The sequence below is a fragment of the Rugamonas rubra genome, from assembly GCF_900114705.1.
GTDB lineage: Bacteria > Pseudomonadota > Gammaproteobacteria > Burkholderiales > Burkholderiaceae_D > Rugamonas > Rugamonas rubra.
The window spans coordinates 215,037-235,547 of sequence record NZ_FOTW01000005.1; the positions used below are offsets into that span (position 1 = coordinate 215,037).

Consider the following 20,511-nt stretch of genomic DNA (forward strand, 5'->3'; position numbering starts at 1 on the left):
ACTAAACATTGAACGCCCACCTCCATTTTCACACAGCGTTGCCACAAGGCAATGGGCAAAGTGAACCAATTGGCGAGAATCGGGCATTTTTTCTGTTTTGAAACACATTGCGCCAACGCCGAACCACACTTGACGCTGCACAAGAATCAAGCTTGCGCATTGCCTAACATGACAAGCTGGCTGTCCCCTTCCCGTCCTTCGCCGAGGTTGCCATGTCCTTTCTGCACAATTTGAAGACCGCCCACAAGCTGCTCGCGGCGTTCGCCTTTGTTCTCGGCCTGATGGTGCTGCAGGGCGTCGGCTCGCTCGAGCACATGAGCGACATCGACGACGCCTCCGCCGTGATCTCGCAGCGCTGGCTGCCCGAGATCATGGCCGTGCTCTCGCTCAAGAACGACCTGCAGGAAATCCGCAAATGGCAGACCCAGCACATCCTGGCCAGCGACCGCGAGGGCATGGCGAAGTACCGCGACAAGGTGGCCGCCGCCATGCTGGTCCTGCGCGACGACTGCCGCCGCCTGATCGAGCGCCAGGGCGAGGAGCAGACCCGCGGCTACGCCCGCCAACTGGACGCGCTGCGGGCCGATTTCGCCGGTGAGCAAGTCAGCCTGCTGAACCTGTCCGGCAACGACCAGAAGGCGCTGGCCCTGGTCTTGTACAACACCACGATGCGCGAGCACTTCCTCGCCATGGTCGCGCAGATCGACCTGCTGGTGGCCCACGACCTGGCCGGCGGCCGCCGCGCGGCGCAAGCCGCCGACCGGCTGTACGACCAGGCGCGCCTGGTCACCACCGCCCTGCTGGTGGCCAGCACCGTGCTGGGCGCCACGCTGGCGCTGTGGCTGGCGCGTTCCATCGTCGGCCCGATGCGCGAGGCGGTGGCGATGGCGCGGCGCATCGCCGGCGGCGACCTGGGCGCGCGCATCGGGCCGCAACCGGCCAACGAGACCGGCCAAGTGCTGCAGGCCATGCAGGAGATGAACGACAGCCTGCTGGAGCTGATCGGCCAGGTCGGCCGGGGCACCGCCGTGATCGGCGGCGCCGCCGACGAGATCGCCAGCGGCAACCAGGACCTGTCCAACCGCACCGAGCAGCAGGCCGCCGCGCTGGAGCAGACCGCCGCCTCGATGGAGCAGCTGACCGCCACCGTGCGGCAGAACGCCGAGCACGCCGGCCAGGCCAGCGCCCTGGCCGACTCGGCCTCGACGGTGGCCCAACGCGGCGGCGCCGACGTGCAGCAGGTGGTCGGCACCATGGCCTCGATCAACACCGCCTCGAAGAAGATCGTCGAAATCATCGGCGTGATTGACGGCATCGCCTTCCAGACGAACATATTGGCCCTGAACGCGGCGGTCGAGGCGGCCCGCGCCGGCGAGCAGGGCCGTGGCTTCGCCGTCGTCGCCGCCGAGGTGCGCGGCCTGGCCCAGCGCAGCGCGGCGGCGGCGCAGGAGATCAAGGTGTTGATCGACGACTCGGTCGGCCAGGTGGTGTTGGGCACCGAGCTGGCCGACAAGGCGCGCGCCACCATGGAGCAGGTGGTCGGTGGCGTGCAGCGGGTCAGCGCCATCGTCGGCGAGATCGCCCTGGCCAGCGCCGAACAGACCGAGGGCCTGGCCCAGGTGCACCAGGCGATCGCGTCCATGGACCAGGCCACCCAACATAACGCCGCCCTGGTGCGCCAGGCCGCCGCCGCCGCCGCCATGCGCGAACAGACCGAACACCTCGGCGAGCTGATGGCCGTGTTCACCGTGGCCGACGCCGCCGCCGCGGCGCGCCGTGCCGCGCCGGCCCGCCCTGCGGCGCCGGGGCCGGGGGCGGCCGGGCGGGCGGCGCAAGGCCGCCTCCTACAAGCGGCCGAGTGGAATTCCGATAGCGAAAGCCTGAGCAGAATCGCATGATTGCATCACCGGAAACACCCCGCCGCAAGGCGCGGCGGGCTTCGGCGATGGCTACTTCAACTTTTCACAAAGGAACAACCATGAGTGCGAATCAGAAAGACAAAGGCGCTAGCGGCAAGCAGGGTCCGGGCGGCGCCAGCAAGCAGTCCGGCTCGCCAGGGTCGGGCGCCGGCACCCAGGGCGGCAGCCACGAGCAACATGTGGCGGCCGGCCAACAAAGCCACAAGAACGACGGCAACAAACAGTCCGGCTCGCCCGGCTCCGGCGCCAAGTCCCCCGGCGGCAACAAGAACCGCTAGTCCCGTCCCCGGCGCCATGGGCGGCAGGCATGCCGCCCTACCGCCGGGGTCAGCCGCCGGGGTCAGTGCCGACATTCAGACACGACCTCAACCATTGTCTCTGCCACAGAGGCTCTTCACTGCTGAGTCTGCAGCCGCCGGGGTCAGCAGCCGCCGGGGTCAGCCGCCGGGGTCAGTGCCGACATTCGGACACGACCTCAAGCATTGCCCATACCATGGAGGCTCTTCACAGCCGAGCCTGTGTCCGAATGTCGGCACTGACCCCGGGCTGCGGTGCTGACCCTGCGGTGCTGCCCCCCTGGTCCTGTCGCATCCGTTCCTCCCCGTGCGGCCCGGATTGCCGTCAGATATTGGTGACGCGCATGCCCTTGGGCGGCGCGAAGTCCTTCACCGCGTCGATCAAGCCCACCTCCAGCGCCTCGGCGGCCGTCAGGTGCAGGTCGGAATAGGCGTGCACGCGCCAGTGCTCTTCGCTCAGGTGCACATGCTCGCGCAAAATTTGCTCGGTGCGCGCGTCGTCCGCCTGCAGGCCCTCGACGATGATGCGCAGCGCGTCCGGCCGCGCCCCGTGCGGCGCGCTGGCGTGCGACTTGTGCACCATGAAGCGGGCCGTTTCGCTGGCGTATCGTTGCTTGCCGGCAAGGTAGAGGATCACCGCGATCGAGGCCACCGCGCCGGCGTTGTAGGTGACCACCTTCAGCGGCAGCCGGCTCAGGTAGTTGTATAGGCAGATGCCGTCGCTGACATAGCCGCCGTTCGACTGGATCAGGATGTGCGCCGTCTCGACCCGGTCCTCGCTCATGTCGGCGACGGCGTCGAAGACGCGCCGCACCATGTCGCTGTTGACGTCGCCCGACAGGGTGAACCAGCCCTGCCCCGCATACTTCGCGTTCTCTTCGCCCATGGTGCCACCTGCAAAATTGAGTAAATCATTCTAGCAAAGAACACCGCCGCAAGCCGCCCCGTTGTACCCGTACAGTGCGCTAGCGCGCCGCCTCAAGATTGACAGGAAGCCCCTTCTGACATATATTCCCGAGTCTTGATCGGGAGAGGGCAAACTCGCGTTGCCGCCGAAGGGGCACTACCCAAAAACTCTCAGGCAAAAGGACCGATCAAGGGACCGGCGCGCATCGTTCGCGATGCGCCATCCGGCTCAACTCTGGAGAGCGGCCGCGGCACACGCCGGCGGCCCACCGAAGGGGCGCACGGGATTCGTCCCGTAATCTCTCAGGTACCAAGGACAGAGGGGTCTGCGATCATTGTGGAAAAGGCTGCTTCAGCTCTTCCTTGCATGTTCTGTTAACCCCTTCTACGTTTGGACCGAGGAATTATGACGCTCAAAGCCACCCCACTCAACAACGCCCACCGCGCCGCCGGCGCCCGCATGGTCGACTTCGGCGGCTGGGACATGCCGGTCAACTACGGCTCGCAGATCGAGGAACACCACGCCGTGCGCGGCGACGTCGGCATGTTCGACGTCTCCCACATGTGCGTGGTCGACCTGGTCGGCGACAACGTCCGCCCCTTCCTGCGCGGCCTGCTGGCCAACAACGTCGACAAGCTGCAAGCCAGCGGCAAGGCGCTGTACTCCTGCATGTTGAACGAACAGGGCAGCGTGATCGACGACCTGATCGTCTACTTCATCAACGAGAGCTGGTTCCGCCTGGTGGTCAACGCCGGCACCGCCGAAAAAGACCTCGCCTGGATCAACGCGCAAAACGCCGCCACCAACAGCGGCCTGACCATCACCCAGCGCCGCGACGGCGCCCTGGGCGAGACCATGGCGCTGATCGCCGTGCAGGGCCCGAACGCGCGCGCCAAGGTGTGGCAGGTGCTGCCCGAGACCCAGGCCGCATCGGCCGAGATCAAACCCTTCAACGCCGTCATCGTCAAAGACACCGCCTTCGGCGAAGTGATGGTGGCGCGCACCGGCTACACCGGCGAGGACGGCTTCGAGCTGGCCTTCCCGGCGGCCCAGGCCGAGGCGCTGTGGAACGCCCTGCTGGCCGTCGGCGTCAAGCCGGCCGGCCTGGGCGCGCGCGACACGCTGCGCCTGGAAGCCGGCATGAACCTGTACGGCCAGGACATGGACGAAACCGTCAACCCGCTCGACGCCGGCCTGGCCTGGACCATCGACCTGGTGGCGCCGCGCGACTTCATCGGCAAGGCCGCCTTGGTCGCCAAGGGCCAGAACGCCCAGTTCGTCGGCCTGATCCTGCGTGAAAAAGGCGGCGTGCTGCGCGCCCACCAAAAAGTCATCGTCGCCGCTTCCGAGCAGGTCGGCGAGATCACCAGCGGCACCTTCAGCCCGACCATGCAGCAGGCCATCGCGCTGGCCCGCGTGCCGATGGGCGTCGCCGTCGGCGACACCGTCCAGGTCGAGATCCGCGACAAGAAGCTGGCCGCCTCGGTGGTCAAGCTGCCGTTCGTGCGCAACGGTAAAATCCTCGCCGTCTAAGGAAGGCGGCCGCCACGCGCGGCCGCATAAATACACTGCATAGTCATGCCGTAGAAGTATAAATAGAATTAATAATTAGTATTCAACAACATTTACCCTCTGGAGCCCCACATGAACATCCCTGCAGACCTGAAGTACACCGAATCCCACGAATGGGTGCGCCTGGAAGCTGACGGCAGCGTCACCGTCGGCATCACCGAGTTCGCCCAGGACGCGCTGGGCGACATCGTCTTCGTCGAACTGCCGAAGGTCGGCAACAGCTACGACGCCGGCGCCGACGCCGCCGTGGTCGAATCGGTCAAGGCCGCCAGCGACATCTACGCCCCGGTCGCCGGCGAAGTCATCGCCGTCAACGAGGACGTGGTCAGCGCCCCCGAGTCGATCAACGCCGACGCCTACGCCGCCTGGCTGTTCAAGATCAAGCCGAGCGACGCCGGCGCCATCGACGGCCTGCTCGACGCGGCCGCCTACGGCAAGACCACCGCAGCGTAAACCACGCACCAGGCCAGCCTTCGCGCTGGCCTTTTTGCTGTACGCCCCCTCCCTGCCGAGCGCGCCCCGCGCGCGCCGGCGCAGCACTTTTTTGGCCCTGACAAATCATGACCCGCACCAGCCTGACCCAACTTGAAGCCCGCGATGCCTTCATCGCCCGCCACATCGGCCCCGACGCAGCAGAACAAGCGGCGATGCTGTCGACCCTCGGCTACGCCTCGCGCGCCGCGCTGATCGACGCCCTCGTCCCCGCCAACATCCGCAACCAGGGCGCGCTGCCGCTGGGCCAGTACTCGCAGCCGATGCCGGAGCAGGAGGCGCTGGCCAAGCTGAAGGCCATCGCGTCGCAGAACAAGGTGCTCAAGTCGCTGATCGGCCAGGGCTACTACAATACCCACACGCCCGGCGTCATCCTGCGCAACATCTTCGAAAACCCGGCCTGGTACACCGCCTACACGCCGTACCAGCCGGAGATCTCGCAGGGCCGCCTGGAAGCCATCTTGAACTTCCAACAGGTCATCACCGACCTGACCGGCATGGGCATCTCCAACGCCTCCATGCTCGACGAGGGCACCGCCGCCGCCGAGGCGATGACGCTGATCCAGCGCGTCGGCAAGTCGAAGTCGCAGGTGTTCTACGTCGCCGACGACGTGCTGCCGCAAACCCGTGAAGTGGTGCAGACCCGCGCCGAGCCGCTCGGCATCGAGGTGCGCACCTTCGCCCCGGCCGAACTGGCCGAGCTGCACGACTGCTTCGGCGTGCTGCTGCAGTACCCCGGCGTAAACGGCGTGGTGCGCGACTACAAGGGCGGCGTCGCCGCCGTCAAGGCCAAGGGCGCCATGGTGGTCGTCGCCGCCGACCTGCTGGCGCTGACCATGCTGACCCCGCCGGGCGAATGGGGCGCCGACGTCGTCGTCGGCAACAGCCAGCGCTTCGGCGTGCCGCTCGGTTTCGGCGGCCCGCACGCCGGCTACCTGTCGACCCGCGACGAATTCAAGCGCAGCATGTCCGGCCGCCTGGTCGGCGTCACCATCGACGCCCAGGGCAACAAGGCCTACCGCCTGGCGCTGCAAACCCGCGAGCAGCACATCCGCCGCGAAAAAGCCACCTCCAACATCTGCACCGCGCAGGTGCTGCTGGCGGTGATCGCCTCGATGTACGCCGTCTACCACGGCCCGGCCGGCCTGAAACAGATCGCCCAGCGCGTGCACCGCTACACCGGCATCCTGGCCGCCAACCTGGCCGCGCTCGGCTACGAGATCAGCAACGCCAGCTACTTCGACACGCTGACCGTCAAGACCGACAACGCCGAGGCGCTGCTGGCCACCGCCGTCGCCCACGGCGTCAACCTGCGCAAGGTCGACGCCCACCACGTCGGCGTCTCGCTCGACGAGACCACCAGCCGCGACGACCTGGAACTGCTGTGGACCATCTTCGCCCACGGCGTCAAGGGCGCCGCCAAGGCCGACTTCGACCTGGTCGAGGCGGGCGTCCAGCTGGCCTTCCCGGCCGCGCTGGAGCGCAGCAGCGCCTACCTGAGCCACCCGGTGTTCAACCGCTACCACTCCGAAACCGAAATGCTGCGCTACCTGCGCAGCCTGGCCGACAAGGACCTGGCGCTGGACCGCACCATGATCCCGCTCGGCTCCTGCACCATGAAGCTGAACGCCACCAGCGAGATGATCCCGGTCACCTGGCCCGAGTTCTCCAACATCCACCCGTTCGCGCCCGATGCGCAAACCGTCGGCTACCGCGAGATGATCGTCCAGCTGGAAGACATGCTGTGCGCGCTGACCGGCTACGCCGCCGTCTCGCTGCAGCCCAACGCCGGTTCGCAGGGCGAGTACGCCGGCCTGCTGGTGATCAAGGCCTACCACGAGTCGCGCGGCGAAGGCCACCGCAACATCTGCCTGATCCCCTCGTCGGCGCACGGCACCAACCCGGCCTCGGCCAACATGGTCGGCATGCAGGTGGTGGTCACCGCCTGCGACGCGCGCGGCAACGTCGACCTGGCCGATCTGAAGGCCAAGGCCGAGCTGCATTCGAAGAACCTGGCCTGCGTGATGGTCACCTACCCGTCGACCCACGGCGTGTTCGAGGAAGGCATCCAGGAGCTGTGCGCGATCATCCACGGCCACGGCGGCCAGGTCTACATCGACGGCGCCAACATGAACGCGCTGGTCGGCGTGGCGGCGCCGGGCAGCTTCGGCGGCGACGTCTCGCACCTGAACCTGCACAAGACCTTCTGCATCCCGCACGGCGGCGGCGGCCCCGGCGTCGGCCCGATCGGCGTTGGCGCCCACCTGGCCAAGTTCCTGCCCAACCAGCGCTCCAGCGGCTACCAGCGCGACGTCGCCGGCATCGGCGCGGTCAGCGCCGCGCCATACGGCTCGGCCAGCATCCTGCCGATCTCGTGGATGTACATCGCGATGATGGGCGCGGAGGGCTTGACCGCCGCCACCGAAACGGCCATCCTGGCGGCCAACTACATCGCCCGCCGCCTGTCGCCGCACTATCCGGTGCTGTACTCGGGCCACGACGGCCTGGTCGCCCACGAGTGCATCCTCGATCTGCGTCCGCTGACCGATGCCACCGGCATCAGCAACGAGGACGTCGCCAAGCGCCTGATGGACTTCGGCTTCCACGCCCCGACCATGAGCTTCCCGGTGCCGGGCACGCTGATGATCGAGCCGACCGAGAGCGAATCGAAGGCCGAGATCGACCGCTTCATCGACGCCATGGTCGCCATCCGCATGGAGATCGCCAAGGTCGAGAACGGTGAATTCGACCGCGAGGACAATCCGCTCAAGCACGCGCCGCACACCGCCGAGGTGCTCACCGCCGACAAGTGGGAACGCAAGTACAGCCGCGAAGTGGCGGCCTTCCCGCTGCCGTCGCTGCGCAAGCAGAAGTACTGGCCGTCGGTCGGCCGCGCCGACAACGTCTACGGCGACCGCAACCTGATGTGCGGTTGCGCGCCGATGAGCGACTACGAGTAAGCGGGCAGGACTCAAAGGCGGACCGCAGGAGGTGCCCTTGAGGGTCAGACCCTAGGGTCTGACCCTGGATTTGCGCCCTTGGGTTTTGCCCGCTTCTCAGCTCCGGTTGGAAGCAAGACGCAGCCGCGCCGCCTGGCCGACTGCGTTTTTTTTCGTCCCGCCGCCGCCCAGCGCCGGACCACCAGCGCCGGGACCGGCCCCCGGGCCGTCGCCATCGTCGAGCTTGAAGCGCTCTACCGCCTGCGACAGGTTCAAGGCCTGCTCCTGCAAGCCCTGCGCCGCCGAGGCGGCCTGCTCCACCAGCACCACGTTCTGCTGGGTCACCTGGTCCATCTGCACGATCGCCTCGTGCACGCCTTGCAGGCCGGCCGCCTGCAGCACGCTGGCCTGGCTGATCTGGCCGATCAACTCGCCCACCTGCTGCACCGAGCTGACGATGTCGGCCATGCTGCTGCCGGCCTCCTCCACCGCGCGGCTGCCCTGCTCGATCTCCGCCACCGAGGCGGCGACCAGCTGCTTGATCTCGCGCGCCGCCAGCGCCGAGCGCTGCGCCAGTTCGCGCACCTCGCCCGCCACCACGGCGAAGCCGAGCCCGTACGGCCCGGCGCGCGCCGCCTCCACCGCCGCGTTCAAGGCCAGCAGATTGCTCTGCATGGCCAGGCCGTCGATCACCCCGACGATCTCGCCGACCTGGCGCGAGCTGCCGCGGATCGAGGCCATGGTCACCACCAGGCGCTGCACCACGTTGCCGCCGCGCTGGGCGAAGTCGCTGGCGCAGTGGGCCAGCTGGCGCGCCGTGCGGGCCTTGCTGGCGGTCTGCTTGACGGTGCTGCTGAGGTCCTGCATCGAGCTGCTGGTTTGCTCCAGCGTGCTGGCCGCCTGGCCGGTGCGGCTCGACAGGTCGGCGTTGCCCTCGGCGATCTCGCGCGAGGCGTCGTCGATCGCCTGGGCCGAGCCGAGGATGCCCTTCAGCGTGGTGTTCAGGTTGCGGATGCTGGTGTCGAGCGCGCGCGAGGTCTCGGCGATCTCGTCGCTGCCGTAGACCCGCTCGCGCACAGTCAGATTGCCCTCGGCCAGGTCGCGCGCCGCCGCGCCGATCTCGCCGACCTCCTTCAACATGGCCTTGCGCACCGCCACCGTCACCAGCAGCGACAGGGCGATCGACAAGGCCACCACCAGCGGCATCAGGATCGAGATGGTCTTGAATTCGGCCTCGGCGCGGTGGTAGGCCGTTTCGCTGAGCTGCTGCTCCAGCGTGGACAGCTCCTGCAGGCGCAGCGCCACCACCTCGAAGGCGCGTTCGGCCTTGGACATGGCGTTGGCCGCCATCGACGGGTCGACCATGCTCAGCTCGACCACGTCGGCCACCGCCTTGACATACTGAGCATGGGCCGCCTGCGACTGGGCGACGAAGCGGCGCTCGGCGCCGTCGCTCTCGATGGCCATCTCGAGCTGGGCGAACTGGCGGTCCAGCACGGCGTGGCGGGCGTGCAGCTCGCGGATCAGCGCGTCCACCCGCGACGGCGAGAAGCTGGCGTTGATCCAGGTGAGCAGCTGGTAGCTTTGGGTGTGGGCGCGGTTGGCGCCGGCCACCAGCTCGTCGGCCGCCTTCATGCGGGCGGCGCGCTGCTGCACCATGTTGTCGAGCCAGTGGTTCTGCCGCACCAGGCCGAGATAGGCGCCGGCCGACAGCACGATCAACAGCAGCAGCACCACGCCGGGCGCCAGCAGCAGTTTCGGACCCAACCTCAGTTTGCTCAGCATATCGTCCCACCAGGTGTGCGCGGCCGGCCGCATGGGCGGCGCGCCGCATGCCGCCCGCGCCGGCGCGACGGCCGGCGCGACTAACGCCAGTGCTAGTGCTTGTAGATGCCCGCCTCGAGGGCGATGTCGTCGACCCGCAGCACATAGGTCGACTTGGCCTCGACCTTGCCGGTGGTCGGGTTGCGGAACTTGTAGTCGACCCAGCCCTTGCCCTTGCCCTTGGCCATCGCCACCAGCTCCTGGCGGAAGGGCTTGCCGTCGGCGTCGGGCACGTCGAGCAGGTTTTTGCCGATCAGCGCGGTGGTCGGATGGGCCACGGTGATGCCGTCCAGATCGCGCATCGCCAGGTACAGGCTGCCCAGGTTGAATTCCGGGTCCTTGCTGTTGATGCGCTTGACCATTTCGGCCTTGCCGTGCTGGCGGACGAACTGGGCGCCCTTCTCGGCCAGCGCGATGGCATCCTTTTCGTTGGCCATGGCCGGCGTGGCCGCCGCCGGCGTGGCGGCCAGCACCAGTTGGCCGCAGGCGCCCAGCGCCAGCAGCAACGACAGCACGATCCGAGTGTTCATGTTTTCTCCTTGACGATGACGGCCCGTCGCGCCATGGTCCGGCTTGAGCAGGTATGATGGGTGGCACGGCGGACCCGCCGCGCGGGCACGATATGCCTAGGCGCAATCTTGCCTAGGCGCATGTCGTACTGTACGACGCTTGCCCCGCGCCGGCCTTGCGCTGGCGCAAACCGCCGGCCGGCGCAGGGCCCGGCGCAACGCCCACCAAGACCACCAGGAACACCATGACACCATCGCTCAAGGCCGCACTCGTCAACGGCTTGCTGTTCCCCGGCCTCGGCCACCTGTTGCTGCGGCGCGCCGGGCGCGGCTGCCTGTTCCTACTGCCGACGCTGCTGGCGGGCGGCTACCTGTTGCGCCGGATGGCCCAGTTGATCATGCCGCTGGCCGAGCAGGTCGCCAGCGGCGCCCTGCCGTTCGACCCGGAGCTGATCGCGCAACGGGTCGAGGCCGCCGGCCTCGCCGGCCCGGCCGGCAACCTGGCCGCGCTGGTGCTGCTGGTCTGCTGGCTCGGCAGCGTGCTCGACGCGCTATGGCTGGGCCGGCAACACCACCACTGACACCGGGGCCGCACGCCCTTCCACCCACCCACGTAAAGGAAATGCCATGACCGCACATGCCGTGACCGCAAGCCCCCTGAAGCGTAGCCTGATCGCCATCCTGCTGCTGGCCAGCGCCAGCACCGCGCTGGCGCAAAACGCCGGCCTGCGCCGCAGCGTGGTGCAGAAGAACGATGTGTCGGTGGAGGGCCGCGAGGCGGTGGTGGCGCGGGTCGAGATCGACCCCGGCGTGCAGGCCGGCCGCCATTCCCATCCCGGCGACGAGATCAGCTACGTGCTGGAGGGCGAAGGCGAGCTGCTGGTCGACGGCGAGCCGCCGCGCCATTTGAAGGCCGGCGAGGCCTTCGTCATCCCGGCCGGCAAGGTACACGACGCGCGCAACACCGGCAGCGCCGTGATGCGCCTGGTCGGCGTCTACGTGGTGGAAAAGGGCAAGCCGCTGGCGACGCCGGCCAAGTAGGCGACGTCTTCACGCCGGCAAAACCCAACGACACAACCAAGGGTCAGACCCTAGGGTCTGACCCTGGCTCTCCGCCTTTGGGTGGTTTTGAAGCCGCCGGCACCTTGAGGCCCATCCCAAAAAAACGCCCGGGCTTTGCGCGCCGGGCGGTCTTTTGTCGGCCGTGGCGGCCGACGTGTCGCGCTGGACGAACCCTTAGGCCAGCTTGGCCGAGTGCTCGCGCGTGGCGTGGAACTTCAGCTTGGGCCAGCGTTCCTCGGTCAGGCGCAGGTTGACGCCGGAGGTGGCCAGGTAGGCCATGTTGCCGGCGGCGTCGTAGGCGACGTTGTGGCCCAGCGCGTTCTCGAAGTCGGCCAGGGCCTTCTTGTCGTCGCTGGAGATCCAGCGCGCGCTGCTGATGCTGGTGCCCTCGAAGACGGCGTCGACGCCGTACTCGTTGAGCAACCGGCTGGCCACCACCTCGAACTGCAGCACGCCGACCGCGCCCAACACCAGCTCGCCGCCCTGCACCGGCTTGAAGACCTGCACCGCGCCCTCCTCGCCGAGCTGCTGCAAGCCCTTATGCAGCTGCTTGATCTTCAGCGGATTGCGGATGCGCACCGAGCGGAAGAAGTCCGGCGCGAAGTACGGGATGCCGGTGAAGGTGAGCAGCTCGCCCTCGGAGAAGCTGTCGCCGATCTGCATGTTGCCGTGGTTCGGCAGGCCGATGATGTCGCCGGCGTAGGCCTCTTCCACCTGCTCGCGCGACGATGCCATGAAGGTCACCACCGACGATACCTTGATCTCGCGGCCCAGACGCAGGTGCTTGACCTTCATGCCGCGCTCGAAGCGTCCCGAGCACACGCGCAGGAAGGCGATGCGGTCGCGGTGGGCCGGGTCCATATTGGCCTGGATCTTGAACACGAAGCCGGTGAACGGCTGCTCGGCCGGATCGACCACACGCACCGTGGCGTCGCGCGGACGCGGCGCCGGCGCCCAGTCGACCAGCGCCGAAAGGATCTCGCGCACGCCGAAGTTGTTGATGGCCGAGCCGAAGAACACCGGCGTCTGCACGCCCGACAGGAACTCGTCCAGATTGAACGGGTGGGAGGCGCCGTGCACCAGCTCCACCTCCATCTTCAACTGGTCCATCTCCAGCGGGAACATCTCCTGCAGGCGCGGATTGTCGATGCCCTTGATGACCTCGAAGGCGCCGTCGGCCTTTTCCTCGCCGGCCTTGAACAGCATGATCTCGTCGTTCAGCAGGTGGTAGACGCCGCGGAAGTTCTTGCCCATGCCGATCGGCCAGGTGACCGGCGCGCATTGGATCTTCAGCACCGATTCGAGCTCGTCGAGCAGTTCCAGCGGATCGCGCGTTTCGCGGTCCATCTTGTTCATGAAGGTGACGATCGGCGTGTTGCGCATGCGGCAAACCGCCAGCAGCTTGATGGTCTGCGCCTCGACACCCTTGGCCGCGTCGATCACCATCAGGGCCGAGTCGACCGCCGTCAGCACGCGGTAGGTGTCTTCCGAGAAGTCCTGGTGGCCGGGGGTGTCGAGCAGGTTGATGACGTGGTCGCGGTGCTCGAACTGCATCACCGAGGAGGCCACGGAAATGCCGCGCTGCTTCTCGATCTCCATCCAGTCGGAGGTGGCGTGGCGGCCGCTCTTGCGCGCCTTGACCGTGCCGGCCATTTGGATCGCGCCCGAGAACAGCAGCAGCTTTTCGGTCAGCGTGGTCTTACCCGCATCCGGGTGGGAAATGATGCCGAAGGTGCGGCGGCGCTGCACTTCGCGGGCGATCAGCGCCGGCGTTTTGGCGCTGCTGGCCGGGGCGGAATCGTCGTTCAATTCGGGTATTGTGTTTTCGGTATCGTTGGCCATAGTCGCGACCATATTATGGCCCCGCAAAAAACCTTCAATTTTACCGATAGTTGGGGCTTTCGTGTGAACTGTTTCCCCGCTATCGGCCCGGCCCGGCCTCAATCGCCCTTGACCCGGCGCCAGCCGACCCGGTGGGCGGCGGCCGAGTTCTGCTCGGCCAGCGACTTGGTGCGCGTTTCGCCGGTGGCCATGGTGCTGATCATCTTCAGCTCGCCCTTGGGCAGGCGGATGATGATGAAGCCGACCGCCGCCGAGGTGTTCGACAAGGTGCTGCCGGCCGGCTGGCCGGACACCGCGCTGCCGTCGCAGACGTCGACCTGGTAGCTGTTGCTCGAGCCGCCCACCGAGCAGGCCGACGACGAGGTCGGCATATTCGTCACCACGTTGGCGACCCCGCTGACGATCTGCGGGTCGAGGTTCATGCGCTCGCCGGCGTTGAGCTTCCAGTCGAAGAACCAGCCGCTCTTCTGCCCCAGGTCGACCTGGTTGCTGGTGATGGCGTAGGTGTTGGTGTTGCTGCTCGAGCCGGCCAGGCTGAGGGTCTGCTCGACCATGCTGGAACCGCGCAGGTTGGCGACGGCGCTGCCGCTGTCCTTCAGCAGGTACAGGCTCTGCACGTCGGTGTTGGAGGTGTCGGGCACGTCGAGCAGGCGGCCGGTGCCGAACAAGACCACGCGCTGCGCCGTCTCGGTGACGGTGGTGATGCCGTTCACGGTGCTGCTGGCGCTGACCGCGCACAGCGTCACGTCGGGCCGCGTGGTGATCGGCTGCAGCGCGCCGGCGTCGCCCATCTTCAGCACCGCCACGGCGCTGCTGTTCGGGTCGCTCATGTCGAAGCGCCACATCTGGCCCTGGTTGTCGCCGCCGTAGACGTAGGTGGTGCTCGGGTCGGTGCTCGGGTCGAGCGAGATCGAGGTGATCTTGGCCAGGCCGGACGGCGTCGTCGTGTCGCCGGCCAGGGTCGACACCTTCTTCAACACCGCGCCGGTGGCCACGTCGACGATGAACAGGATGCCCTGGCCGCTGCCGCCGGCCACGCCGTCGACGCCGGGCACGTTGTTGTAGCCGGAGGTGAGGAAGACCACCCATTTGCCCTGCCACATGCCGAACTGCGGATTGCCGAAGGAGAGCCCGAGGTCGGTGTCGTTGCGCGCGCAGACGTTGGCGTCGGCGCACAGTTCCCACAGCGCCACCGGATGCGCCGGGTCGGTCACGTCGAGCGCGTAGTAGCCGCGGCCGCCGCCGTTCAGGCCGGCCACCAGCACGCTCTTCCAGACGCCGCCGATCTGCACGTCGGCCAGCTCGGGCGAGGCGTCGGTGCTGAACTGGTGGTTGGTGCCGTAGGTGGTGCTGGCCAGCGCGTACAGCTTCCTCATGGTGATGCGCGGCGCGTAGGCCCACAGCTCCTCGCCGCTGGCGGCGCTGAAGGCGTGCAGCATGCCGTCGTTGGCGGCGGCGAACACGGTGCCGGCGCGGCCGGCGTTGGCGCTCTTGAAGGCGCTGTAGCCGCTGGTCAGGAAGCTCTTGCGCGGGTCGCGCAGATAGGCCGGCTTGGACGAGGCGATGTCGCCCAGCACGATGGGGATCGGGCCCGGCGAGCCGGCCGGCGTGTTGGGCGTCAGCGTGTAGGCGCGGAACAGCTGGTCGTCGGCGTGCTGCTGCTGGCCGCGCAGCCAGTTGACCAGGTTGTTGCCGTCGTTGACCACGGCCTTGTCGGCGGCCGACAGCAGCGTGCACTGCGACAGCGCGGCACACTTGTTGTCGAACCAGCCCTTCTCGGCACCCGACATGGCGGCGTAGCTGAAGTTCTTCAGCGCGCCGCTGCCGGCGTCGAGCATGTAGATGGTGCGCGTGTCGCTGGCGGCGGCCACCTTCTGGCCCACCTTGTCGGAGCTGGTCCAGCTGGCCGTGCCGCCGACGATGCCGGTGGCCGGGTCGATCTTTTTGTCGGACAGCTCGCCGTACCATTTGACGGTGGTGAAGGTGGCGGAAAAAATGTCGTTGTCCTGTTGCGAGATGTTCGGCGTCGACGTCGCGGCGGCAGCCGCCGCGCCTATCTTCACCTGCATGTTGGCCAGCGCCGAGCTGAGGCCGTCGACCACCTCGCGCGGCTCGTTGGCGCTGAAGTACTTGCCATGGCCGTTGACGGCGGCGTGCCACAGGTCGTCGACCCGCTCCTGCACCGTGCTGGCGGTGTTGCTCACGTCCGGGTTGGGCCAGACGTAGGCGCCGCCGCCGTTCCACGGGCAGCCCGAGCTGGCGGCTGTGATCAGGTTGTAGAAATCGCCACCGACCTTGGGCGCCGAGTCGTAGTTGGCCTCGTAGGTCATCACGCCGTCCACGCCCAGCCCCAGGGTGTAGGTGTTCATGTGCAGGTGGGTGTTCTCGCCGCCGGCCGCCGGCACCGAGCCGGGCTTGCTCATGTCCGGCTCCAGCGAGGGCCGCAGCGACACCGTGGTGGTGCTGGAGCCGCCGTTGTACCAGTGCAGCGCGACGTCGGCGATCGAGGGTTGGCTCTGCGCACGCGCGTCGACGCAGCCGCGCGCCTGGCTGCAGAAGCGCGCCGCGTTCTCGACGTTGTCGTTGTTGACGACGTTGGCCGTCGAGCTGCCGTTCCAATAGCCGTCGGTGGTGAGGATCATGAAGTTCTGCTGGCAGGGGTACTGCACCACCTCGCTGCCGGCGGCGTAGTTGTAGGGCGCCAGGTTGCCGAACATGCGGCCGACGTTGTCCATCGCCGTGCGGATCGGCGTCGAACCGGTGGTGGTGGTGTTGTACAGCAGGGTGTACCAGGTGCTGCGCGCGCTGCCGGTGAAGTCGGCCGGCTTCATGTCGATGGCGCCGGCCGCGCCGGTCACCGACAGCTTGGCGTAGCCGACCTTGTAGTTGCCGGTGATCGGCGAGAAGGCGATGCCGACCGAGCTCTTCATCATCTGCAGCCGGGTCTTGTAGTAGGCGTACCAGTTGGCGAAGTTGGTCATCTCCTCGGCGTAGCTGCAGACGCCGGCGCCGGCCACGCAGTCGGTGCGCTCGCTGCCCTTCGGATAGGTGGCGCCGGACACGATGTCGACGCGGCTGAAGCTGCTCGGCGCGCTGGAACCGGCCGACAACGCCACCGTGGCGACCGGTATGGCGTCGCTGGAGCTGGTGGCGTTGGCCGTGGTGAAGGCCAGCGTGCCGCCGTTGCTCAGGCTGCCGACCGAGGGCGCGGCGCCGTTGACGGTGGCGCCGGTGTCGACCAGGCACAGCGTGGTGGCGCCCTGCGCCTGGCACAGCTTGGTCACGGCGTTGCCGCCGATGTAGGCGCGGATGCTGCCGGCGACGCCGATGGCGGCCTGCAGCTTGACCACCACGGCGCTGGCGGTGGTGCTCTTGCCCAGGCCGATGGCGCTGGCCAGCGTGGTGCCGCCCAGTTTGACCGAGGCCAGGCTGGGCGTGCCCGAGCCGGACGTGGTGCCGCTGGCGAACAACAGCGCGGTGGGCGGCACGCCGGTGGTGGCCGGCGTCGGCGTGACGGCCGGCGCGGTCGCCGTGATGCCCCAGCCGGCGCGGCTGGCGTCGTTGATCGGCAGGCAGTTGGCCAGGTTGACGGCGCCGCTGCACAGCACCGGCACGACGGCGACGATGTTGTCGGCCGCCAGCGTGATGCCGAAGGCGGTGGCGCAGGACGGCACGCTGGGCTGGCCGATCGGCGCGCGCACGCATGCGTAGTACAGGTTGGTGTTGCTCTTGGCGACAGACCTGGCGATGATGTTGGCGGCCAGCGCGCTGGCCACGGTCTGTTGCTTGAGCGCCGTGTTGGTGCCGGCGCTGGCGGTCAGCGTGCCGCTGCTGATGGTGCGCGCGGTGCTCGGGTCGGGGATGGTGACGCTGCTGATGGTCATCGACGAGCTCGAGGCCGAGGCGCCGATGGAGATGGTGCCGTAGGCGGCGTTGGAACCCACCGCCGCCGAGTAGCGCGGGTAGATGAAGCTGCCGACGCGCTTGCCCTGGCAGGCCGTCAGCAGGGTGTTGCTGCACCAGCGCAGCTTGACCGGCACCGGGTAGCCGGCCGGCGCGGCGGCGCCCACCGAGGTCGACTTGCAGTTGCTCATGCTGTCGTCGGTGCAGTACTCGGCCACGCCGATGGTGTAGTAGTAGGGCCCGCCGTTGATGGCGACGGCGCTGCGGAAGGTGTTGTCCGGATAGGTGTAGCTGGCGCTGTTGACCTGGCAGGAGCTGGTGTTGTTGGGGTCGCACCACTTCAGGTCGGGAAAACCGCTGACCAGGTTGATGGCGTTGCTGCTGCTGCCGTACAGGTCGGTCTTGTGGGCGCCGAAGCCGTCGCTGGTGACGTTGCTCCAGGTGCCGGTGGCGGCCGAGGTCTGCTCCGGGTAGAAGGTGCCGTCCGACTTGATCGGCGCCTGGTAGCGGATTTTCGGGTTGTAGTACTGCTTGTTGAAGTCCGGGCTCATGAAAGGCGGATGGCCGACGTTGCAGGCGGTCACGCCGCCGGACAACTGGGCCGCCGAGCGGCACAGGTTGTCGTTGACGTAGTCCGGCGTGTAGGCCTGGTCCATCGAACCGGAGTTGTCGAACAACAGCATCAGGTTGGGCTTGACGGTGCCGGTGCCGGTGATGTTAAGCAGCGGCACCTGGGCGATCTGGGTCTGGCCGGCCAAGGCGGGGCCGGCGGCCAGCAGGCCGGCGGCGGCGAGCGACAATAGAGTGATCGGTTTCATGCTAGTCCCATTGAAGAAGGTGGCCACGGCTGGCGCGTGCAGCTAAATTGAGAAAACCCTCCGGCGAAACCTAGGGTCAGACCCTAGGGTCTGACCCTGGTGTTGGAGCGGCCGGCGCCTCCGCCTCAGGGGCCCATCATCACCACGGACTGGTTGACCACGTTGCCGCCGCGCGGCCCGTAGATGCGGGTGGTGACCACGTAATGCAGCTGCGGCTGGTCCTGGTACTCCGGCGCGTCCGACGACAGGCTGCGCCCCACCGGCGTGGCCGACTTGACATTGGCCTTGGCCGAGGTCAGCACGCAGCTGTTCTGCGGGTTGGTCGAGTTGTACAGGCCGGTGAAGGTGCACATGCGGTGGATCACGTATTCGACCTGGTTGCCGGCCGTGTCGAGCAGCTTCACCGAGCCGTTCCAGAAGGCCGGCGTATTGACCGTCTGCAGCGGGTTGAGCGTGGCCAGGTAGCCGCCGCCGACCTGGTCGACCACCAGGGTCGACTTGTCGGCGGCGGCCAGCCAGGCGAAGGCGGTGTGCACGCCCAGGTCGGCGGCCTTGCTCAGCGCCGAGTCGTAGGCCAGGTTGGCGGTGGTCAGCGTGGTCGAGGTGCTCGACTTGAGCAGGTAGATGCTGCTAATTAACATGACGGTCAGCATGATCAGCATCACCGGCAGGGCCACGCCGGCCTGGCGCGCGGCGCACGCGAGCCGGGACTGGCCGGACAGGCGGCGCGGGGCCAGGCGGCGCAACAGGGGGCGGCAGAGGGGGCAGCAGGGCGGGCGGCGCATCACGGCCTCCATTCGGCGTTGCGGATCGGCACGATGGCCTCGAACACGCGGTAGCGGTAGCACTGCCAGGCTATCGTGTCGCCGGCCACCGCCACCTCCACCGTGACGGGCGCGGCCGCCACCGTGGCCGGCGCCTGGCTGCTGAACAGCACCGGCTTGGCGCTGCTGGCGTCGCACTGGCCGTTGCTGGCCTTGGGCTTCTCCGCGCTCTTGCTGCGCGCCACCACGGCCAGCCGCACCGCCGCCACGCGCAGGAAGTCGCCGGCGCCGCCGACCACGCCGTCGCCGTCGGCGTCGATCATGCTCCCGCTCCACTGGCCCACCTGCATGCCGTCCTTGGCCGGGCTATAGTTGGCGATGGCGCGCGTCTCGAAGCCGTACTGGGCCTTGATGGCCACCACGTTGTCGATCACCGACACCGGCTGCGCCGACGAGCCGGCCAGGTCGGTCGAGCGCAGCAGCAGGATGCCGTTTTGCACCGACCAGCTGTGCATGGCCAGCTTGGCGCCCGGCCCCAGGTTGAAGATGCGCGCCTGGCCCGGTCCGTAGTTGTTGCCCAGCCCGGCGGCGAGGTTGAAGCGGTAGGCGGCGCCCGGCGCGATGTTGAGCACCGGGCCGGCCGGCGCGCCGGCCAGCTGGGCCAGGGAACAATTGCCGCCGGCCGGCTCGGGCGCCACCACGATCACGTCGCCGTCGGCGAAGCCGAAGGCGGCGTTGGTGTCGCTGGTCAGCAGCGGACCGCCGACGTAGTTGGCCAGCAGCTTGACCGAGCCGACCGCGCTGCTCGAGCTGCCGGTGTAGAAGGTGATGCGGTCGGAGTTGGCGTTGTTCCATTCGATCACCACCGGCGCCAGCGGCGTGATGGCGGCGCCGCCCCGGGTGGCCGGCGCCAGCGTGAAGCCGGCCGTGTCGCTGAAGGTGGTGTTGCAGCCGGTGACCAGGTCGTCGTTCAGGCCCCAGCCGGACTGGGCCGCGTCGGCGTTCAGCGAGAACAGCGCCAGCATGCCGTTCTGCATGGCGTCCGAGCCGCCCAGCGAGGTCGCCTTGTTCTGCTCGGCGCTGACGATCAGCCGGGTGGCGAACATCAGCGCCAGCAGGCCGACCACCACGCTGACCAGCAGTTCGACCAGCGAGAAGCCGGCGCGGCGGCCGCCCGGCGGGGGGGATGGGTGGCGGGCGTCCATGTCAGTTCGAGATGTAGGAGGTGATCTGGTGCTGGTTCTCCACCCCGCCGGCCTTGCGCGTCCAACGGATGGTCGCGTCGACGCGGAAGCGGCGCAGCTCCGCCGTCACCGCCACGGCGATGCGCGCGCCGGGGATGTAGCCGCGCGTCTCGGCCAGCCACGGCGCCAGCGCGGCGTTGGGCACGGCGCCCTCGGCCAGCGCGTAGTTGGGGATGTTGGCGACGTCGTTGCTCATCACGCCCAGCAGTTTTTCCACCGCCATGGTGGCCTCGGCGCGCATGCTGGCGTCCGACAGCGCCGAGTAGGCGCGCGCCTGCAGGCCGACCGTGCCGAGCAGGCCGATGCCGAGGATGACGATGGCCAGCATCGCCTCGAGCAGGGCGACGCCGCGCTGGGCGGCGCGGCGCCCTTGCCGGGGCGTGGCGGCCGGGCTGGCGCCCGGGGTGGCGCTTGGCATGG

General features: G+C 68.2%; 15 protein-coding genes and 2 riboswitches. Of the genes, 7 read left to right on the top strand and 8 right to left on the bottom strand.

Annotated elements, in window-relative coordinates:
* Positions 1 to 212 precede the first annotated feature (212 nt).
* Positions 213 to 1,898, top strand: coding sequence for a methyl-accepting chemotaxis protein (locus BM252_RS03485; protein WP_093383716.1), 1,686 nt, complete (start codon positions 213 to 215; stop codon positions 1,896 to 1,898).
* An 80-nt stretch (positions 1,899 to 1,978) separates the two neighbouring features.
* Positions 1,979 to 2,197 (top strand): hypothetical protein, encoded by a 219-nt coding sequence (locus BM252_RS03490; RefSeq protein WP_093383719.1) that lies wholly within the window; start codon positions 1,979 to 1,981, stop codon positions 2,195 to 2,197.
* A gap of 343 nt (positions 2,198 to 2,540) precedes the next feature.
* Here the strand turns inward: BM252_RS03490 and BM252_RS03495 are convergent, their stop codons facing one another.
* Entirely contained in the window at positions 2,541 to 3,101 is a 561-nt protein-coding gene (locus tag BM252_RS03495; protein ID WP_093383721.1) for a ClpP family protease, read from the bottom strand.
* Between the two features lie 130 nt (positions 3,102 to 3,231).
* Positions 3,232 to 3,318, top strand: a riboswitch (glycine riboswitch).
* 28 nt (positions 3,319 to 3,346) lie between these two features.
* Positions 3,347 to 3,451: riboswitch (glycine riboswitch) on the top strand.
* 76 nt (positions 3,452 to 3,527) lie between these two features.
* Here BM252_RS03495 and gcvT point away from each other — a divergent pair.
* The 3 genes from gcvT to gcvP all read left to right on the top strand — a co-directional run bounded on the left by gcvT (position 3,528) and on the right by gcvP (position 8,146).
* On the top strand, positions 3,528 to 4,655 hold the full coding sequence (gene gcvT, locus BM252_RS03500; protein WP_093383724.1) for a glycine cleavage system aminomethyltransferase GcvT: 1,128 nt from the start codon (positions 3,528 to 3,530) through the stop codon (positions 4,653 to 4,655).
* 111 nt (positions 4,656 to 4,766) lie between these two features.
* Positions 4,767 to 5,147, top strand: coding sequence for a glycine cleavage system protein GcvH (gene gcvH, locus BM252_RS03505; protein ID WP_093383726.1), 381 nt, complete (start codon positions 4,767 to 4,769; stop codon positions 5,145 to 5,147).
* Between the two features lie 107 nt (positions 5,148 to 5,254).
* On the top strand, positions 5,255 to 8,146 hold the full coding sequence (gene gcvP, locus BM252_RS03510; RefSeq protein ID WP_093383729.1) for an aminomethyl-transferring glycine dehydrogenase: 2,892 nt from the start codon (positions 5,255 to 5,257) through the stop codon (positions 8,144 to 8,146).
* 96 nt (positions 8,147 to 8,242) lie between these two features.
* Here gcvP and BM252_RS03515 read toward each other — a convergent pair whose 3' ends face one another.
* Positions 8,243 to 9,910, bottom strand: a complete 1,668-nt coding sequence (locus tag BM252_RS03515) for a methyl-accepting chemotaxis protein (RefSeq protein WP_093384215.1) — start codon at positions 9,908 to 9,910, stop codon at positions 8,243 to 8,245.
* Positions 9,911 to 10,002: 92 nt separating this feature from the next.
* Positions 10,003 to 10,479 (bottom strand): cache domain-containing protein, encoded by a 477-nt coding sequence (locus tag BM252_RS03520; protein WP_342742456.1) that lies wholly within the window; start codon positions 10,477 to 10,479, stop codon positions 10,003 to 10,005.
* 224 nt (positions 10,480 to 10,703) lie between these two features.
* Here BM252_RS03520 and BM252_RS03525 point away from each other — a divergent pair, with 224 nt between their 5' ends.
* Together BM252_RS03525 and BM252_RS03530 are read left to right on the top strand one after the other, a co-directional pair.
* Entirely contained in the window at positions 10,704 to 11,039 is a 336-nt protein-coding gene (locus BM252_RS03525) for a DUF6677 family protein (protein WP_093383731.1), read from the top strand.
* 46 nt (positions 11,040 to 11,085) lie between these two features.
* Entirely contained in the window at positions 11,086 to 11,499 is a 414-nt protein-coding gene (locus BM252_RS03530; protein ID WP_093383734.1) for a cupin domain-containing protein, read from the top strand.
* Between the two features lie 195 nt (positions 11,500 to 11,694).
* Here BM252_RS03530 and BM252_RS03535 read toward each other — a convergent pair whose 3' ends face one another.
* The 5 genes from BM252_RS03535 to BM252_RS03555 all read right to left on the bottom strand — a co-directional run bounded on the left by BM252_RS03535 (position 11,695) and on the right by BM252_RS03555 (position 20,509).
* Positions 11,695 to 13,362 (bottom strand): peptide chain release factor 3, encoded by a 1,668-nt coding sequence (locus tag BM252_RS03535; RefSeq protein WP_093383736.1) that lies wholly within the window; start codon positions 13,360 to 13,362, stop codon positions 11,695 to 11,697.
* A 98-nt stretch (positions 13,363 to 13,460) separates the two neighbouring features.
* Positions 13,461 to 18,083: a PilC/PilY family type IV pilus protein gene (locus BM252_RS03540; RefSeq protein ID WP_093383738.1), complete on the bottom strand. Its 4,623-nt coding sequence runs from the start codon at positions 18,081 to 18,083 to the stop codon at positions 13,461 to 13,463.
* Positions 18,084 to 18,208: 125 nt separating this feature from the next.
* A complete protein-coding gene (locus BM252_RS03545) occupies positions 18,209 to 18,868 on the bottom strand; it encodes a pilus assembly PilX family protein (RefSeq protein ID WP_245774069.1) in 660 nt (219 codons plus the stop codon).
* Positions 18,868 to 20,052: a PilW family protein gene (locus tag BM252_RS03550; protein ID WP_093383740.1), complete on the bottom strand. Its 1,185-nt coding sequence runs from the start codon at positions 20,050 to 20,052 to the stop codon at positions 18,868 to 18,870. The genes BM252_RS03545 and BM252_RS03550 overlap by 1 nt, the downstream gene beginning before the upstream one ends.
* A 1-nt stretch (position 20,053) precedes the next feature.
* Positions 20,054 to 20,509, bottom strand: coding sequence for a type IV pilus modification PilV family protein (locus BM252_RS03555; RefSeq protein ID WP_093384223.1), 456 nt, complete (start codon positions 20,507 to 20,509; stop codon positions 20,054 to 20,056).
* Positions 20,510 to 20,511 lie beyond the last annotated feature (2 nt).